The sequence below is a fragment of the Streptomyces sp. 150FB genome (assembly GCF_000818195.1).
Lineage (GTDB): Bacteria > Actinomycetota > Actinomycetes > Streptomycetales > Streptomycetaceae > Streptomyces.
Window position 1 is genome coordinate 1986852 of sequence record NZ_JTHL01000001.1, and the last position, 17857, is coordinate 2004708.

A 17857-nucleotide genomic window follows, 5' to 3' on the forward strand; every position below is an offset into this window, starting at 1 on the left:
GGCGCGAGCGCGGCTGCGGCGTCGACGGTGGCTGTGGGCGGCGCCGAGGTGGTCCGCTCGGCCGCCGACCGGGTGGCGTTGCGCCGGGTCAGGTCGGCCAGCACTTCGCTCTCCGCCCTGCCGCGCATCAGGAACAGCACGAACGGGTCCTCGTCGAGGAGCCTGGCCGTCTGGTAGCAGAGCGCCGCCGCGTGCTTGCAGGGGTAACCGTCGTCCGGGCAGGAGCAGTCGGGGGTCAGGTCGCCGGCGGCGGGCAGCAGGTCGGCCGAGGCGGCGATGGAGTGCGGCATGTCCTTGTCGAGGAGGGCGGCGATGTGGTCGGGGCGGGCGGCCGCGGCGTCGAGCAGGTCCTCCCAGTCGTCGTCGCCGAGGGTGCGCAGCCGGATCTCCGTGCGGTACGGGCGGGGCCGCGAACCGTGCACGTACGCCATGACCCGGCCGGGCGTGACGGTGATCGCGTCGACCTGGCCCCGGTCCGCGTAGGCCCGGCCGCGCTGGAGGCGGGCCGTGTCGAGGGCGGTGTCCTCCATCGAGTCCACCCACGCGTTGCCCCACCAGGTGGCGGCGAACGCGCCCTGGTCGCCCGGGCGCGGGGAGAGCGCGGGGAAGGTGCGGCGCCGGTCGTCGTGGCGGGGGCCGCGGGGCGCCGTCACGCGGTCCGCCGCAGCGAGACGAGATCGGCCAGCTCACGGTCGGTCAGCTCGGTCAGGGCCGCCTCGCCCGAGCCGAGTACGGCATCGGCCAGGGCGCGCTTGGAGGCCAGCATCTCCGCGATCCGGTCCTCGACGGTGCCTTCCGCGATCAGCCGGTGCACCTGCACCGGCTGGGTCTGCCCGATCCGGTAGGCGCGGTCGGTCGCCTGCTCCTCCACCGCGGGGTTCCACCAGCGGTCGAAGTGGACGACATGACCGGCCCTGGTGAGGTTGAGGCCGGTGCCCGCCGCCTTGAGCGAGAGGACGAAGACAGGGATCTCGCCGGACTGGAAGCGGTCCACCATCCGCTCGCGCTCAGCGACGGGCGTACCGCCGTGGAGGAGCTGCGAGGGGATCGCACGCGAGGTCAGGTGCGTGGAGATCAGCCGGGCCATCGACACGTACTGGGTGAAGATCAGGACGGAGCCGTCCTCGGTGAGGATCGTGTCGAGCAGTTCGTCGAGGAGGGCGAGCTTGCCGGAGCGGCCCGACAGCCGGGACGCGTCCTCCTTCAGATACTGCGCCGGGTGGTTGCAGATCTGCTTGAGTCCGGTCAGCAGCTTCATGACGAGGCCCCGGCGCGCGATGCCCTCGGCGGCCTCGATGACGGCCATCGTCTCGCGGACGACCGCCTCGTACAGCGAGGCCTGTTCGCGGGTGAGGGAGACGGGGTGGTCGGTCTCCGTCTTCGGCGGCAGCTCGGGCACGATGCCAGGGTCGGACTTCTTCCTGCGCAGCAGGAACGGGCGGACGAGCCGGGCCAGCCGCTCCACCGCCTCAGCGTTGTCCGCGTCCCTGACGTCGGCCGCCTTCGCGTTCTCCACGTTCTCCACGATCCGGGCGTGCCGGGCCCGGAAGGCCTTGAGCGGTCCGAGCAGCCCGGGGGTGGTCCAGTCGAGGAGCGCCCACAGTTCGGAGAGGTTGTTCTCCACGGGGGTGCCGGTCAGGGCGACCCTCGCGGGCGCCGGGATGGTGCGGAGCGCCTTGGCGGTGGACGAGAACGGGTTCTTGACGTGCTGGGCCTCGTCGGCGACGACCATCCCCCAGGTGTGGGCGGCCAGGTCGGCCGCGCTGGAGCGCATCGTGCCGTACGTGGTCAGGACGAAGCCGTCCGTCACCTCGTCCAGCGAGCGGCCGGCGCCGTGGAAGCGGTGCACGGGCACCCCGGGCGCGAAGCGGTTGATCTCGCGCCCCCAGTTGCCGAGGAGGGACGCGGGGCAGATCACCAGCGTCGGCGCCGGGCGGGCCCGGTGCAGGTGGAGGGCGATGACCGTGATGGTCTTGCCGAGTCCCATGTCGTCGGCGAGGCAGCCGCCGAGGCCGAGCGACGTCATCAGGTCCAGCCAGGCGAGACCGCGTAGCTGGTAGTCGCGCAGGACCGCGTCGAGGGCCGGCGGCTGGGGGATCTCGGCGGGTCCTGAGACGAGCCGGTCGCGCAGCGCGGCGAGCGCGCCCGTCGGGACGGCCTCGACGCTCTCGCCGTCCACCTCCGCCGTACCCGTGAGGGCGACCGCCAGGGCGTCGACGGGCTCCAGCAGCCCCAGCTCCCGCTTGCGCGCCTTCCGTACGAGGGCGGGGTCGACGACCACCCACTGGTCGCGCAGCCGCACGATCGGGCGGTGCGACTCGGCCAGGACATCCATCTCGGCCTCGCTCAGCGGATCGCCGTCGAGCGCCAACTGCCAGTTGAACTTGAGCAGTTCCTCGCTGTCGAAGAACGGCGTGCCGTCCGTGGCCGAGCCGGGCGCCGGCCTGACGACCGCCGCGGCGGTGAGCGAACGCGCCAGCTCCCTCGGCCAGTGGACCGCCACCCCGGCGGCGGCGAGGCGGGTGGCTCCCGGGCCGAGCAGCTCGTACAGCTCGTCCTCGGACAGCGGCAGCGCGTCGGGGATGTCGCGCTCCAGCAGCCGCCCGAGCGGCGTCCAGACGCGGGCGGCGCGGCGCAGCGCGAGCATCGCGTCGATGCGGGCGCGCGGGCCGAAGCTCGCCTCGCCGTCCCCGGCCCAGAGCCTCGCGGCATCCATGACGAGGGTCGGGTCGGCGAGGCTGTGGATCTGGACGAGCGCCGCGGTCGACCGGCGCTCAGCGGTCTCGCGGCCGCCCTCCGCCCCGGGGCCTCCCGCCCCGGATTCGGCCCCTGATTCGGCCGGTGCCCCCGGCTGGTCGAACAGTTCGTACGCGGAGAGGTCGAGGCGCAGCGAGACCCTGACGCCCGCGTCCATCCCGGCCGCCGCCTCCGCCGCCCAGGACCGGGCGCGCGGCAGATGCTGGGGCTCCTTGGCCGCGAACGGCTTTCCGGCCGCGTAAGCGGCGGCCGGCGTACGCGGCAGGGCGTCGGCCACCGCGTCGAGGAACGCCCGCACCGCCGCCTCGGGCTCGGGGAGCCGGAGCGGGCTGAGATCGGGGACCGGTACGGCGTGCGCCTCGTACGGCATGGCGGCGGCGATCGCCCGCAACTGCGCGATGTCGTCGGCGTCGAGCGGCCCGGCCCGCCAGGCGTCGTGATCGGACGCCGTGAGACCGGGGAGGAGCCTGCCGCGCGCCGCGAGCTGAAGGGCGTGCAGCGCTGCCGCGCCCCAGCAGGCCGACGCCGGGTGCGCCGTCCTGTCCTGGCGGGCCCGGACCAGCAGCGGCACCGCGTCGGCGACGGACATCAGCAGGGCGGGCACCGTCTCCGACCTGACACCGCCGTCGTCGGGCCGGACCACGGTCACGGTCCCGGCCGTGACCGCGTCCGTTCGGCCCGGGTCGTCCCCGGCCCTTCCTGTGTCGAGATCCGGCAGCTCGCCGTCCGGTGCCCAGAAGGCGACCCGTCCCTCGCGCGGCAGCCCCGCCGGGAGGAAGACGGCGGCGCAGCGCGTAAGGGTCTGTCCGTAAGCCACCACAGCCGGTCTCCCTCCTACCTGAAGTCCAAAACGCTTGAAGTCCCGGCACCTGAAGTCCCAAGATCTCCTTGCTTCGGCGAGTCTAGGCGGGGGGTCGGACAATCCCTGCCCGAGCGGTGAATCCCCAGGTCAGCGGCTCAGGTCGTCAGCGACACGGCCCAGTGGCTCAGCGCAGTCCGTCCCAGAGCCGGCGCTCCTTCGGCCGGAGGTCGTCGGCGGCCTCGTTCCCTTCGGCGCCCGCGAACACCATCGCCGTCCTGCTCGCCTTGTCGTAGGGGCTCCACCCCGGGTCCCCCGTCGCTGCGAACGCCACCCACGCCCCGTGCATCGCGTCGGCCAGCGGCTGCGGAGGGTGCTCGCCGAGCATCGGCGCGTACGTCGCGTCGTCCAGCCGGTCGAAGACGAAGCCCAGCTCAGCGGCGTGGCACGCGCCGAGCTTCCCGCCGAAGCGCGGGGAGCCCCAGGCGAACTCGTACACGTACGTGCCGGGCACCGTCTCGGCGAGCCGTATCGCGGGTATCCGGTAGAACCAGTCCGTCGTCATCGCGTCGAACAGTTCACCCGGTGTCGCCTCCGGCCTGGTCTCGCGGTAGACGGCGAGCGCGGTGTCGGGGTCGACGCCGTACGCCGCCGCGCCCGCGCGCAGTCTGCGCTCCGACAGCACGTCCAGGCGTTCCGTCGGTACGAGGAAGAGCCGGTATTCGTGCCGGGTGGTCCCGACGAGCAGGTCGACACCGCAGTCGGGGGCGGGCAGCGCCAGTTCGTCGCGCACCGGTTCGAACGGCATCAGGTTGAACGCAGCGTCGCCCCACAGCGCCGGGTCGGGGCGCGTGGAGATCTCCGCCCGCAGCTCGGACTGGGCGGGCAGCAGCCGGGATGCGGGGACCGCGGCGAAGGCCTCGGCGGTGGGGTCTATCAGCAGCTTCCGGGCGAGCCGCTCCGTTATCAGCCGGGCGGAGGCGGGCCGCAGGAAGTGGTGTGCCGCGCCGCTCTGGAGGATAGCCCGCCGGAACAGCCCGCGCGCCCGCTCCATCCCCAGCAGGACACCGATCCCCATCGCACCGGCCGACTGGCCGAGGACGGTGACGCGGTCCGGGTCGCCTCCAAAGGAGGCGATGTTCTCCCGTACCCACTCCAGTGCGGCGATCTGGTCGAGCAGGCCCCGGTTGTCGGGTACGCCGTCGAGGTGCAGGAACCCCTCCGTACCGAGGCGGTAGTTGAGGGTCACGAACACCACGCCGTCGCGGGCGAACGCGCTCCCGTCGTACGCGGAGGCCGACCCGGAACCGTTCGCGAACGCCCCGCCGTGGATCCACACCATCACCGGAAGGTTCGATTCCGGGCCGGGGGAAGGGGTCCAGACATTGAGGTTCAGCGGGCTCTCGCCCGGCTCGCCGACTATGGAGTTCTCCGGGATGAGCGCGTTGAGGGGCGGCGGGTACGGCGCCTTGGCCGCGGTCGGACCGTACGCGACGGCCGGCCGCACCCCCTCCCACGGCTCGACCGGGACCGGGGGCGCGGCGAAGGCCGGCGCGTTCGCGTAAGGGATGCCGAGGAAGGACGCCACTCCTGAGGGGGAGAGACGGCCGCTGACCTGGCCCTGTTCGGTCGTACACACCGGATCCACGCTGGGGACTCCTTCGGCCGTCGAGACGTGCTGGGCGCCTACCCCAGGCGGGACGGCACGACGCCTCGGTGCCGCGAGCGCTCAGAGGCGCGAGGAGGTGGTGGAGGAGGTGGTCTCCGACAGTGGGGCCGGGGTCGAGCCGGAATCCGGGGTCCGGGCCCGCGCGGTTTCCCCGGCAGGTGCTGGTTCCCCGGCAGGCGCTGGCGCCGCGCCCTGCCCGTCGTACCCGTTCTTCCCGTCGTACCCGTTCTTCGAGGCCGCCGCCGTCGCCACCGACGACACGGCCGAGACCGCTTCCTCCGCCTCGGCCGGTGTGGCGCGTTCGAGGAAGCGGAGCAGTTCGACGGGGAACGGCAGGACCAGCGTGGAGTTCTTCTCCGCCGCGACAGCGACGATCGTCTGCAACAGCCGCAACTGGAGCGCCGCGGGCTGCCCCGCCATCTCCTCGGCCGCCTGTGCGAGCTTCTTCGACGCCTGAAGCTCCGCGTCCGCGTTGATGATCCGCGCGCGCCGCTCCCGGTCCGCCTCGGCCTGCCGCGCCATCGACCGCTTCATCGTCTCCGGCAGCGAGACGTCCTTGATCTCCACCCGGTCGATCTGCACACCCCAGCCGACAGCCGGACTGTCGATCATCAGCTCAAGCCCCTGGTTCAGCTTCTCCCTGTTCGAGAGCAGGTCGTCCAGATCGCTCTTACCGATGATCGAACGAAGCGAGGTCTGGGCCATCTGCGCCACGGCGAACTGGTAGTCCTCCACCCTGACCAGCGCGTCCGAGGCGTCCACGACCTTGAAGTAGATCACCGCGTCAACCCGGACCGTGACGTTGTCACGGGTGATGCCGTCCTGCGCGGGAACAGGCATCGTCACGATCTGCAGATTGACCTTGCGCAGTTTGTCCACGAACGGCACGATCAGCGTGAATCCTGGCCCGCGCACGCCCCCCAGCAGTCTGCCGAGACGGAAGACCACACCCCGCTCGTACTGCCGGATCACCCGGGCCGACGCCATCGCGTACACCGCGCAGACGGCTACGACCGCCACCACCACCGCTACGAGTACCTCGCCCATGTTGGCCCCCTGACCGCTGACCGAGAGGTGTCTCCCACGGTAGGCCCCCTCCGGCCCATGGTCGAGAGATGGCGGTATGTCCAGGAATATCGCCCGGCCGGGCGCGCATCGGATGCCGCCTCACCGCCGGTCCGGCAAGGTGACGAGCAGCGGGTTTCGCGGCCCGGACGTACAGCCCGAACGTACGGCCCGGACGTACAGCAGGACACACCGAAGAAGCAGGCCGACGCACAGACAGGACGACCGCCCATGTCCGTGACCGACCACCGGCGCCGGCGTCTCGGCATCGCCGCCGGCACCGCGCTCCTGACCCTCGGCGTCGCAAGCTGCTCCGCGATCGGCCGTACGGCCGTGGGCCCCGTCACGTACGAGACCCCGGAGAAGCGTCAGCACCAGGTGACCCTGCTCCCCGTCCGGGGGTGCCACAGGTTCAAGGCCCCGGGGGCGGTCAAGGTCAACAACCTCACGCTGGTCGACCTGGTGATGTTCCCGACGCCTGACTGCACCGGCAACGACACCACGTACATCCCCACCACCCTGTCCAACCAGATCGGGCCGGACGCACGCCCGTGGCGCAGCTACATCACCATTCACTGACCTGACCTCGAGCTGACCGACATCCGGCGGCGCGAGGCACCATGGAAGGTGGATGCCCTTACGTCCCGTAGATCTCGGATGCCGTGCAGGGAGGTGCGAGAGTCATGCGCACCGGAAATGAACCCATCACCGCGCGCAGTGCCCTGCGCATGCGGTTCTGGCTGAGCGTGTGGGGGCTGCTCTGGACCGCCGCCGGCACCTCGGCGTTCGCGGCCGCCGGGCAGACGGGCTGGTCGATCGTCTGCGGTGTGCTGCTGGCGATCGTCGTCACGAACCTGGTGGTCGTCGTGCACCGCATACGCCAGGGGCCGCGCTATCAGCCCGGGCGTGACGTCCCGCCGTCGCCCTGATCCGGCCGATCCGGCTGATCCGGCCGATCCCGCTGATCCCGCTGATCCGTCGGGCCCGTGTCGAATCGCGCCGCCTTCAGGTACTCCGGATTCGGGTCGAGCGCGGCGGCCAGCCGGAAGTGCCGCTTCGCCTGCTCGGGCCTGCCGGCGCGCTCGAAGGTACGGGCCAGCGCGAAGTGCGCGAACGCGTTGTCCGGCTCACGCTCCAGCACCAGCTCGAATTCAAGCTCGGCGGGGCGGAGCTGGGCGGCGGCGAAGAACGCGCGGGCGCGCAGCAGCCGGGCAGCCGTGTTCTCCGGATGGGACCCGATCACCGAGTCCAGGAGCTTGACGGCGCCGCGTGGATCCCTGGCCGCCAGTAGCTGTTCGGCCGCGCGGTAGTCGATGACATGGGTCTCCGGGCTCTCAGGCACGGTCGCATCCCTTCCCTCACTGGGGGCTTTAAACGCCGGGCTCAGCGGCACTATTCCATGAAGAAACCGTGGGTGATCGGCCGGGCACGGCACGTTTTCCGCCGCCAGGGGTACGGGCGCTGCGCGCCGTCGCCCGCGCCGGCGCGCGACGTTCGGCAGTCAGCGTCCGGCGGCGGCGCGCGCCGTCAGTTCCCGCCAGACCTCGTTGACCTGCGGTTTCAGCTTTTCCAGCGGGCCGTCGTTGGCAATGACGAGGTCGGCGGCCGCGAGGCGTTCGTCCCGGTCGGCCTGCGCCGCCATGCGCGCCAGCGCCTCGTCGCGCTCCATGCCGCGCCGCTTCACAAGCCGGTCGAGCCGGGTCTCGGACGACGCGTCCACGACCAGCACGAGGTCGAAGAGCCCGGTCATGCCGTTCTCCACGAGCAGCGGCACGTCGTGCACGACGATCGCGTCCTGTCCCGCGCCCGCCTCCAGTTCGGCGGAGCGCGCCCGTACGAGCGGGTGGACGATCGCGTTCAGCGCCTTCAGCCTGCCGGGGTCGCCGAAGACGATGCCGCCGAGCTTCGGACGGTCCAGTGCGCCGTCCGCCGTCAGTACGCCGGGCCCGAACTCGGCCACCACGGCGGCCAGCCCCGGGGTGCCGGGCTCGACGACCTCGCGGGCGATCCGGTCGGAGTCGATGAGCACGGCTCCGTACGACGACAGCAGCCGGGCGACCTCGCTCTTGCCCGAGCCGATTCCGCCTGTCAGTCCCAACCTCAGCATGGGATCAGCCTAGATGATCGACCCCAAGGAGGCCTGCGCCGAGAAGGGGCTTGTCCGACCGGCCCTGAGCCGCGGAAGGCGCCGCCCCCCTTGTGGGTGGGCGGCGCCTCCTTTGGTGCTGTCCGCGTCACTTGGTCAGATACGCGTCCAGCACCGTCTGCGAGAAGGTGTTGCCGTCCCTGTCCTTGACGTCGGCCTTGAAGGAGACCGTGCCGCCCGCCGCCGGGTTCACCACCTTCGCCGCCCCGTGCCGCACGGTGAGCTTCGTCCAGGTCTTGCCCTCGTTGTACGAGGCGTAGACCGTCAGCGACTTCAGGTTCTTGCCCGCCGCCGACCCCTGAACGGTGACCGGCACGCCCTGGGTGGCGCCCGCCACCGCCGTGGAGTCCGGGGCCAACCGGGGCGTGTAGCGCACCACGCTCGCGGGAATGGCCTGGGCCTTCGTGGTGTGGGCGGAGGTGAACTCCGCCGACCAGCTCACCTCTGTCGTCACCTCCGAGACGTCCAGGGTCGCCCGGCTGACGGTGGTGACCAGGCGGTACTTCGCCCGATCCGCCGGCAGGTCGAAGGACACCGCGTCGAGCACGTCGTCCGCCGTCGCGTACTCCTTGCCGTCGCGGTACAGCGTGGTGGAGGCGGCGGCCGTGTCGTACAGGCTCTCGCCGTCGTGGCCGGCGCCGTCGGCGAAGGGCCGTACCGCGCCGGTCAGATGGTCGCCGTCACGCGACAGGCCGCCGCCGGCGACGAGCGCGGGGCCGAAGACGCCGGTGTTGAAGTCCTCCGTATAGCTGTGTCCCGCGCGGTACACCTGGGCCGGCTCCCGGTACTCGGACTCGGGTGCCGATCCCTTCTGCTGCTGGAAGGTGCGCTGCCAGCGGTAGCCGCCCTGGAGGTAGGAGACCGTCGTGACGGGCAGGTTGGTGAAGAAGTACGGGAGCGCCGACGGGAAGTCGGGCTGCGAGGTGAGCTGGCCGAAGCGGTTGCCCACCGCCGTACTGCCCTGGTTGACGGTCAGCTTGGCCAGGTCCTGCCACTTCGCGTGCTGGACATGGCCGGTGTAGGCGCGGTCCTTGAGCGTGTCGGCGAGCTGGTACTCGGCGGTGTCGCTGCCGTACGAGGCGAGCAGGTACGACGTCACCGAGCCGCGCTCGGGTGCGGGGCCGACCTGCTGGGTGCGGAAGCCCTCCGGCAGGTTCGCCACGTAGTTGACGAGCGGTGAGGCTCCGTCCTTCTGCGCGATCGTGTAGAAGGTCGAGTTGTACGAGGCGTCAGGGTCCGGCGGTGTCATGTCGATCGGCTTGGTCTTGCGGGCGTCGACGGCGAGCGCCGTGTCCGACGTCAGGTCGAGCCGGGGCGCGATCGCCCAGTCCTCACCGATGTACGTCAGGTTCTCGTCCAGCAGCGGCACCGTGCCCAGCACGGTGTAGTGGCCCGTGGGCAGCCGGAGTTCGACCTTTCCGCCGTTGCCGGAGACGCCGCGCGCCGCGTAGGTCTCGTTGTCGTCGTCCCAGACGAAGGCGGACCAGTCACCGTCCTCGGGCAGCGAGCCGTCGCGTGCGGTGGCCTGGAGGGTGAGGTTGTACATCTCGCCCTCGCGGTTCACGGAACCCGCCGTGCGTACGGTCTGCCCGCCGCCGGTCGCGGTGACGGCGAGGTCGTAGACACCGAAGGCGTCATCGCCGAGCTTCGGGTTCGCCGTGACGTCCACGGAGGCGGTGCCGCCGGCCGGTACGGTGACCTGGCTCGCGCCGAGGGTGAAGAAGCCGTCGGGAATCGTGCTCGTCGGCCCGGTCACGGTGGCGGCGAGGTCGAGGGTGAGCGGCCGCGTACCGGTGTTGCGGTACGTGAGGGTCTTGGTGACGGGCTGGTCGTCGGTGTGCGGCCAGGCGGGCGTGCCGAAGCTCAGCGAAGCGGGCTCGGCGATCACGCTCTGGGTGATGGCGTGTGCCACGTCGACCCGGCCGTTGCCCTGGTCGGCGGTGCTGTACGGGCCGGGCTTGGCCGAGCCGATCAGCGCCTCCTTGAGCTGGACGGCGCTCCAGTCGGGGTGCTGTTCGGCGAGCAGCGCGGCGGCGCCCGCCACGTGCGGGGTGGCCATGGAGGTGCCGTCGAGGGTGAGGTAGCCGGGCGCGGGGTGCGGGATGCCGGGGTTCTGGTCGATGACACTGCCGGCCGCCGCTGCCGCCGTGATGGCGACGCCGGGAGCGGTGAGGTCGGGCTTGATGGCGCCGTCGCCGACGCGCGGGCCCCGGGAGGAGAAGTCGGCGATCTTGTCCTGCTTGTCGACGGCGCCGACGGTCAGCGCGCCGTCGGCGCTGCCGGGGGTGGCGACCGTGGCGGCGCCTGGGCCGCTGTTGCCCGCCGCTATGACGAACAGGGCTTTGGCGGAGAGCTTGTTGACGGTCTCTTCGAGCGGGTCGATGCCGGGGGTGTCGGGCCCGCCGATGGAGAGGTTGACGATTTTCGCGCCCTCGTCGACGGCCCACTCCATGCCCGCCATGATCGCGGATTCGGTGGCCGAGCCGTTGTCGCCGGCGACCTTGCCGATGAGCAACTGGGCGGCGGGGGCGACGCCCCTGTACTTCCCCTGCGACTCGGCGCCCGTGCCGGCGACGATGGAGGCGACGTGGGTGCCGTGGCCGTAGTGGTCCATGATGTCGGTGGTGTCGGCACCGGTGAAGTTCTTTCCGGCGACGACCTGGCCGGCGACATCGGCGTGGCCGGTGTCGACCCCGGTGTCCAGTACGGCGATCTTCACGCCCTTGCCGTCGTATCCGGCGGCCCACGCGCTCGGCGCGCCGATCTGCGGGACGCTGACGTCCAGTGAGGTCTTCAGCAGGCCGTCGAGGCGTACGGACCGCACACCGGCAGCGAGGGTCCGGCCGTGCTTGGACATGCCGGTGAGTGCGTTCCAGGTCTTGGCGGTCTCGGTGGCGCGTACGGTCAGCGCCTCGCTGTCGACGGTCGCGATCTCGGTCCGTACGGTCGGGCCGGTCAGCGCCCGGAGGTCCGTGCGGGCCGCCGTACCGGCTGAGCCCGCGTACGAGACGATCAGCGGCACACCGTCGCCGGCGATCTTCCGGTAGTCGGGGCGGCTGAGTTCCGTCACGTCGAACAGGCGCATGTCCAGCCGGCCGGCGCTGATCAGGCCGGCGACATCCTCGGGCAGGACGTACGAGTGGCCCTTGCTACGGCTCATCTGGACCGGTATCGACTCCCGGCCCTTGGCGGGGCGCAGCCCCACCGTCTTCCCGCTCGCGTCCACCAGGACCCGGTCACCGGTGATGAGGGTGACTTCGCGCGGCGTCTTCGCCCCGAGCGCGGCGGGTGTCGCGGTCGCGGCGGTAGCAGCGCCTGTGGTGCCCGTGGTGACGGCCGCTGTCGCGCCCGTCGTCGAAGCCGTGGTCGCTGTCGCTGTGGTGGTCGCCGCCATGGCCAGTGCGGCGGCGCCCGCGATGACCGCCGCCGTCGTGCCGCGCACACTCCGTGATCTTCGCAACGTGTCCCCTTTTACCTGGCCGGGGAAGCCTGTCGCACCCCGGACGAAGGCGCCGTGGGCAGCACGCGCTCCCCCGCGACGCAGACCCTTGGCGTGGACACGCTAGAAGCGTAGTGATCACTCCGTCAATCGGTCGATTGATCGCATACGGGGCGTAGACGGCATGCGCGCACCACTGGTCCGGACCTTTTACCGAAACCAGGGCCCGGACGTCCGAAAGGTCCGCACCCAGTGGGTGCGGACCTCTCGAACACGTGCCGGACGGACCGGGCGGGGCGGCCCGGCGGCCGGGTCACGCGCCGCCCTCGCCCTCCCGTTCGGCAAGGAACTTCTCGAACTCAAGGCCGATCTCGTCGGCCGACGGCAGCTCCGTCGGCTCAGCGACAAGATTGCCGCGCGTCTCAGCGCCGGCGACGGCGTCGTACTGGTGCTCAAGCCCCTGCACCATCGTGACCAGCTCTTCGTCGCCCTCGCCGAGCTGCCGCTCGATCTCCGTCTGGGTGCGCTGCGCCTCCGTACGGAGGGAGTGCGCGACGCTCGGCAGCACCAGTCCGGTCGCCGCCGTGATCGCCTCCAGCGCCGTCAGCGCGGCGTCGGGGTACGAGGACCGCGCCACGTAGTGCGGCACATGGGCCGCGACACCGAGGACGTCGTGCTCGGACTCCATCAGCCGCAACTCGACCAGCGACTCGGCGCTGCCCGGGATCTGCGCCTCGTCGAAGGGGCTGCGATGGCCCGGCATCAGGTCGGTGCGGTTGCCGTGCGGCGTCACCCCCACCGGACGCGTGTGCGGAACGCCCATCGGGATGCCGTGGAAGTTCACCGAGAGACGGACACCGAGGCGGTCGACGACCTGGCGCACGGCGGCGGCGAAGCGCTCCCACTCGACGTCGGGCTCGGGGCCCGACAGCAGCAGGAACGGCGCGCCCGTGGCGTCCTGCACGAGCCGCACCTCAAGGGCGGGTGTCTCGTAGTCCGTGAAACGGTCACGCCGGAAGGTCAGCAGCGGACGCCGGGCGCGGTAGTCGACCAGTCTGTCGTGGTCGAAACGAGCCACCACCTGGTTGGGCAGCGCCTCAAGCAAGTTCTCGACGATCTGGTCGCCGGTTTCCCCCGCGTCGATGTAGCCGTCGAAGTGGTAGAGCATGACAAGGCCCGCCGACTCCTGCGCCAACGCCATGTCGACGACGGCGAGGCCCTTGGGCTCCCACTCGTACAAACCCTGCGGATCAAGCACGATTACCGCTCCTCCTCGTGTTCCTTGGGAAGAACGCACCGCGGGGCGCGGGCATTCCCCCACCCGCGCCCCTTCGAGCAGACCCGCGCCCCCGTAGGCAGAGTTCTCAGGCGAGGACGCGCCGGTGCAGCGTGGTCACGACCTTGCGGGCCGAGCTGAAGGCGCCATGCTGCCAGGCATCGGCGTAAGAGAGGTAGTCGCCCGCGAAGTAGACGTGCCCGGCGGCCTGGTTGAGCGGGGCGTACGCGGGCGCGTCGGGGCCGCCGCCCGACAGGCTGTGCCAGGCCCCCTCCAGGTGCGGGGTCTGCCGCCAGTGGTGCGAGAAGGACGAGGCCAGCTCCGTGCGGTACTTCGCGCCGTGGATCTTCACGCCCTGCGCGACGGCGCGCTTCTCCCGCTCGGCGGGACTGAGCAGCGCGTACGCGTCGGCGTCGGCGCCGGTGTTGTAGTAGCCGACGATCAGGCCGCGCTCGCCGTGGAAGCCGTAGGAGGGGTACCAGATGTGGGCGAGGTCCATGTCGGTCTCGGTGATGCCGCCGTAGATCCGGTGGTCGCTCTCCCACCAGCGGTTGCGGTACTCCAGGCCGATCTTGCCCGAGGAGACGGGGGTGACCGCCTCCAGCGCGGTCTGGACGGACGCGCCGAGATTGTGCGGGGTCTTCGCGAGGATATGAGGCGGAAGGGCCGCGATGCAGTAGTCCGCGTCGATCGTGTGCGTACGGCCACCCTGCGTGTACTGGACGGTGACGCCGTGGGCCGTGTCGGTGAGCTTCCGAACGACGGCGCCGGTCCGTATCTTCTTCCCGCCGATCGCCTTGGTCAGGGCGGCGGGTATCCGGTCCATGCCGCCGACCGGCTGGAACATCAGCATCGCCTGGTCGTAGCCGAACTCGAACGAGAAGTACCGGCCGACGCCGCTCGCGAAGACCTCCGAGGCGGAGGGCACCGGACCCAGTTCCGTGCCGGGCGTGCCCGCGGCGCCGGGGTCCACCGTGAAGCCGCGGTGTTCGCTGCCGGTGTAGGTGAGCTTGCTGCCGATGTCCCCGAAGCTCGTGAGGAAGCTCAGCAGCCGCTCCTTGTCGTCGGCGCTCAGCTCCGCGTCGAGCGCCCCCTTGTCGGTGGCCTTGGCGAGCAGCTCGGCGACATAGCCGTACGTGTCGGCCTTCGCGGTGCGGTAGCGCGTCGGGGCCGTCATCCCGGCCTTCTCGTTGAAGATGTACGCGCTCGCGTTGCTGTTGGTGAACACCTCGATGGGGACGCCGAGTTCACGACAGTAGTCCAGGGTGATCATCCATTGCGGGATCCGGGCGGGCCCCGCGTTCATGTACTGGCCCTCGCTGAAGTGCGCGGTCTGCCGGTTGCCGTAGGTGTCGAGGTTGGTGTCCCCGCCGCGTACGGTGAAGTTCCGGCCGCCCGTACGGTCCCGTGCCTCCAGGATCGTACAGTCGTAGCCCGCCTTGCCGAGTTCGTACGCGGAGGCCAGGCCGGCGATGCCGCCGCCGACGATGACGACCTTCGCCGCGGCCCTGCCCTTCAGGCTGAAGTCGCCCTCTCTCGGCGCGCGGAAGACGGGCTCGCGGCTCGCGGCCTCGGCTGTGGGTGCGAGGCCGAGGGCCCCCATGGTGGCGAGCATCGCGCCCGCCCCTCCGGTCACGCCCACCTGGCGCAGGAAGTTACGGCGGCTGGTCCCCGTGCTGGTGGTCGACGCATGGCTCATGTCCCGGTCCCCTTCCGATCTTCGGGTGTGCCGGGATCCTGACAAGGGCGTGTTACGGGCCCCCGGATATTCGTGTATCCCACACGTTGCTCTCCCCTCACCGGGTTACGGCTGTGCTCTCGCGTCCCATGTGCCGGAACACGCGTGAGGCCCGCTCCCCCTGAGGGGAACGGGCCTCACGTACGTGCTACCTACGACCTACGGCCTGTCTGTGACAGTCCGAGCGTCAGCTCTGACCGCCGGCCAGCTTCTCGCGAAGCGCGGCAAGGGCCTCGTCCGACGCCAGGGCGCCGGAGTTGTCGTCCGACTCCGAGGAGTACGAACCGCCGCCACCGCCACTGCCACCGGACGCCGCCGGGGCCGCGCCGCCACCGGCGGGTGCGGCCGCACCCTCGGCCGCTGCTGCCTCGTCGGCCTCGCGGGACTTGATGACCTGGGCCTGGTGCTGCTCGAAGCGCGTCTGCGCCTCGGCGTACTGCGTCTCCCACACCTCGCGCTGCGCCTCGAAGCCCTCGAGCCAGTCGTTGGTCTCGGGGTCGAAGCCCTCGGGGTAGATGTAGTTGCCCTGGTCGTCGTACGACGCGGCCATGCCGTACAGCGTCGGGTCGAACTCGACCGAGGCCGGGTCCCCGCCGAAGGCCTCGTTGGCCTGCTTCAGCGAGAGGCTGATGCGGCGACGCTCCAGGTCGATGTCGATGACCTTGACGAAGATCTCGTCGTTGACCTGGACGACCTGCTCCGGGATCTCCACGTGGCGCTCGGCCAGCTCGGAGATGTGGACGAGGCCCTCGATGCCCTCGTCGACGCGCACGAACGCACCGAAGGGAACGAGCTTGGTGACCTTGCCGGGGACGACCTGGCCGATCTGGTGCGTCCGGGCGAACTGCTGCCACGGGTCTTCCTGCGTCGCCTTGAGCGACAGGGAGACACGCTCGCGGTCCATGTCCACGTCGAGAACCTCGACGGTGACTTCCTGGCCGACCTCGACAACCTCGGAGGGGTGGTCGATGTGCTTCCAGGACAGCTCGGAGACGTGCACGAGACCGTCGACGCCGCCGAGGTCCACGAACGCGCCGAAGTTGACGATCGAGGAAACGACGCCGGAGCGGACCTGGCCCTTCTGCAGGGTCGTGAGGAAGGTCTGGCGGACCTCGCTCTGGGTCTGCTCCAGCCAGGCACGGCGGGACAGGACCACGTTGTTGCGGTTCTTGTCCAGCTCGATGATCTTGGCTTCGAGCTCCTTGCCCACGTAGGGCTGGAGGTCGCGGACACGGCGCATCTCGACGAGAGAGGCCGGCAGGAAGCCACGGAGGCCGATGTCGAGGATGAGACCACCCTTGACCACCTCGATGACCGTGCCGGTGACGATGCCGTCCTCTTCCTTGATCTTCTCGATCGTGCCCCAGGCGCGCTCGTACTGAGCACGCTTCTTGGACAGGATGAGCCGACCTTCCTTGTCCTCCTTCTGGAGAACAAGCGCCTCGATCTCGTCGCCGACCTTGACGACCTCGTTCGGGTCGACGTCGTGCTTGATCGAAAGCTCGCGGGAAGGGATGACGCCTTCGGTCTTGTAACCGATGTCGAGCAGGACCTCGTCCCGGTCGACCTTCACGATTACGCCGTCGACGATGTCACCGTCGTTGAAGTACTTGATCGTCTCGTCGATCGCGGCGAGGAAGGCTTCCTCGTTACCGATGTCGTTGACCGCTACCTGCGGGGTGGTGGCGGTGGTCTCGGTGCTGCTCGTCATGTGGGTTAGGGCTCCGGTGCGGACAGTGAGTCGTAGGTACTGCTACGCCGGGAGCCCGTATCGCTTCTGCTGAAGCCGGACAGCCAAGGAAGCGCCGATCCCTCACAACGGGATAAGCGCCTCGACAGCCGAGGGGGCAAACACCAGACGCGAGCGCGGCTGCTACGTCTGAGGCGCGCAAGCCCGCAGCGCAACCTTTAGCATACGGGGGCAGCAGGGCACGGTCAATGCGCGAAGGCGCACACCCGGGGGCGGATCGCCCCATACCCGGCACAACGAGCGTTCGATGAGGCCAGAACGGCCCCGGCGGCGACTCCCCGCACACTATGGCGACGGACATGATGATCCAAGAGCAGGAACCGGAAGCGACCCGTCGCGACACCGGTGAGACCGAGAGCAGCAGAGCCAATCGCGGCTGGTGGGACCGCAACGCAGACGATTATCAGATAGAACATGGCACATTCCTGGGCGACGACCGATTCGTCTGGTGCCCCGAGGGGCTCGACGAGGTGGAGGCCGAGCTGCTCGGCCCTCCGGAGTCGCTGCGCGGCCTCGACGTCCTGGAGATCGGCGCGGGCGCGGCACAGTGCTCACGCTGGCTGGCGGGGCAGGGCGCGCGGCCCGTGGCACTCGACATCTCCCACCGGCAGCTCCAGCACGCGCTGCGCATCGGCCAGGACCGCGCGGACGGCACTCCTGACCTGCCGCTCGTCGCCGCCGACGCCGGGGCGCTGCCCTTCCTGGACGGCTCCTTCGACCTGGCGTGCTCCGCGTACGGCGCGATCCCCTTCGTCGCCGACCCGGTCGCGGTCTTCCGCGAGGTTCACCGGGTCCTGCGGCCCGGCGGGCGCTGGGTCTTCTCGGTGACGCACCCGGTCCGCTGGGCGTTCCCCGACGAGCCGGGGCCCGAGGGGCTCACCGCCTCGTCCTCGTACTTCGACCGCACGCCGTACGTCGAGCAGGACGAGAAGGGCGAGGCCGTCTACGTCGAGCACCACAGGACCCTCGGCGACCGGGTACGGGACGTCATCGCCGGCGGTTTCCGGCTGGTCGACCTGGTCGAGCCGGAGTGGCCCGAGTGGAACAGCCAGGTGTGGGGCGGCTGGTCCCCACTGCGGGGCAAGCTGCTCCCGGGGACGGCGATCTTCGTCTGCGTACGGGACTGAGGGCGGGGCGGGTCGCTGGGGCGGGGGTGGGGCTCGGGACTGGGGGTTGCGGGGAGCGGGAGCGGTTGCTCAGTGAGGGTTTGATGGCTGG

Annotated in this window: 13 protein-coding genes; 3 read left to right on the plus strand and 10 right to left on the minus strand. The window is 70.8% G+C overall.

The window, feature by feature from the left end; all coding sequences use genetic code 11:
• The 4 genes from QR77_RS08220 to QR77_RS08235 form a co-directional block, all read right to left on the minus strand.
• Positions 1–653 (minus strand): SWIM zinc finger family protein (locus QR77_RS08220; protein WP_040020632.1); only part of this gene is annotated, 653 nt, incomplete at its 3' end.
• Positions 650–3574: a DEAD/DEAH box helicase gene (locus tag QR77_RS08225; RefSeq protein WP_040027527.1), complete on the minus strand. Its 2925-nt coding sequence runs from the start codon at positions 3572–3574 to the stop codon at positions 650–652. The genes QR77_RS08220 and QR77_RS08225, both read right to left, overlap by 4 nt.
• A gap of 169 nt (positions 3575–3743) precedes the next feature.
• Positions 3744–5204, minus strand: coding sequence for a carboxylesterase family protein (locus QR77_RS08230; RefSeq protein WP_040020636.1), 1461 nt, complete (start codon positions 5202–5204; stop codon positions 3744–3746).
• A gap of 81 nt (positions 5205–5285) precedes the next feature.
• Positions 5286–6272, minus strand: coding sequence for a slipin family protein (locus tag QR77_RS08235; RefSeq protein ID WP_040020637.1), 987 nt, complete (start codon positions 6270–6272; stop codon positions 5286–5288).
• 249 nt (positions 6273–6521) lie between these two features.
• Here QR77_RS08235 and QR77_RS08240 point away from each other — a divergent pair, with 249 nt between their 5' ends.
• Positions 6522–6869, plus strand: coding sequence for a hypothetical protein (locus QR77_RS08240; protein WP_040020638.1), 348 nt, complete (start codon positions 6522–6524; stop codon positions 6867–6869).
• Positions 6870–6973: 104 nt separating this feature from the next.
• Positions 6974–7219, plus strand: coding sequence for a DUF6343 family protein (locus QR77_RS08245; RefSeq protein ID WP_040020639.1), 246 nt, complete (start codon positions 6974–6976; stop codon positions 7217–7219).
• On the opposite strand, the gene QR77_RS08250 is transcribed toward QR77_RS08245, so the two are convergent.
• The 6 genes from QR77_RS08250 to rpsA form a co-directional block, all read right to left on the minus strand.
• A complete protein-coding gene (locus tag QR77_RS08250) occupies positions 7186–7632 on the minus strand; it encodes a tetratricopeptide repeat protein (RefSeq protein WP_236710563.1) in 447 nt (148 codons plus the stop codon). The two genes, QR77_RS08245 and QR77_RS08250, sit on opposite strands and share 34 nt — an antisense overlap.
• 159 nt (positions 7633–7791) lie before the next feature.
• Positions 7792–8397 (minus strand): dephospho-CoA kinase, encoded by a 606-nt coding sequence (gene coaE / locus QR77_RS08255; RefSeq protein ID WP_040020641.1) that lies wholly within the window; start codon positions 8395–8397, stop codon positions 7792–7794.
• Between the two features lie 127 nt (positions 8398–8524).
• On the minus strand, positions 8525–11878 hold the full coding sequence (locus tag QR77_RS08260; protein WP_040020643.1) for a S8 family serine peptidase: 3354 nt from the start codon (positions 11876–11878) through the stop codon (positions 8525–8527).
• Positions 11879–12188: 310 nt separating this feature from the next.
• On the minus strand, positions 12189–13133 hold the full coding sequence (locus QR77_RS08265) for a PAC2 family protein (protein WP_040020644.1): 945 nt from the start codon (positions 13131–13133) through the stop codon (positions 12189–12191).
• Between the two features lie 106 nt (positions 13134–13239).
• Positions 13240–14766: an FAD-dependent oxidoreductase gene (locus QR77_RS08270; protein ID WP_078877766.1), complete on the minus strand. Its 1527-nt coding sequence runs from the start codon at positions 14764–14766 to the stop codon at positions 13240–13242.
• Positions 14767–15076: 310 nt separating this feature from the next.
• Complete coding sequence (gene rpsA / locus QR77_RS08275) at positions 15077–16600, minus strand: 30S ribosomal protein S1 (protein ID WP_040020646.1); 1524 nt, start codon at positions 16598–16600, stop codon at positions 15077–15079.
• Positions 16601–16926: 326 nt separating this feature from the next.
• Between rpsA and QR77_RS08280 the strand changes: the two genes are divergently transcribed.
• Positions 16927–17766, plus strand: a complete 840-nt coding sequence (locus QR77_RS08280; protein WP_078876549.1) for a class I SAM-dependent methyltransferase — start codon at positions 16927–16929, stop codon at positions 17764–17766.
• The last annotated feature ends 91 nt before the right edge of the window (positions 17767–17857 follow it).

What these genes read in the sequence shown, in the direction of transcription:
- rpsA (WP_040020646.1), bottom strand. Translation starts at nt 16,600, where the DNA reads ATGACGAGCAGCACCGAGACCACCGCCACCACCCCGCAGGTAGCGGTC.
- QR77_RS08270 (WP_078877766.1), bottom strand. Translation starts at nt 14,766, where the DNA reads ATGCTCGCCACCATGGGGGCCCTCGGCCTCGCACCCACAGCCGAGGCC.
- QR77_RS08240 (WP_040020638.1), top strand. Translation starts at nt 6,522, where the DNA reads ATGTCCGTGACCGACCACCGGCGCCGGCGTCTCGGCATCGCCGCCGGC.
- coaE (WP_040020641.1), bottom strand. Translation starts at nt 8,397, where the DNA reads ATGCTGAGGTTGGGACTGACAGGCGGAATCGGCTCGGGCAAGAGCGAG.
- QR77_RS08235 (WP_040020637.1), bottom strand. Translation starts at nt 6,272, where the DNA reads ATGGGCGAGGTACTCGTAGCGGTGGTGGTGGCGGTCGTAGCCGTCTGC.
- QR77_RS08245 (WP_040020639.1), top strand. Translation starts at nt 6,974, where the DNA reads ATGCGCACCGGAAATGAACCCATCACCGCGCGCAGTGCCCTGCGCATG.
- QR77_RS08280 (WP_078876549.1), top strand. Translation starts at nt 16,927, where the DNA reads ATGGCGACGGACATGATGATCCAAGAGCAGGAACCGGAAGCGACCCGT.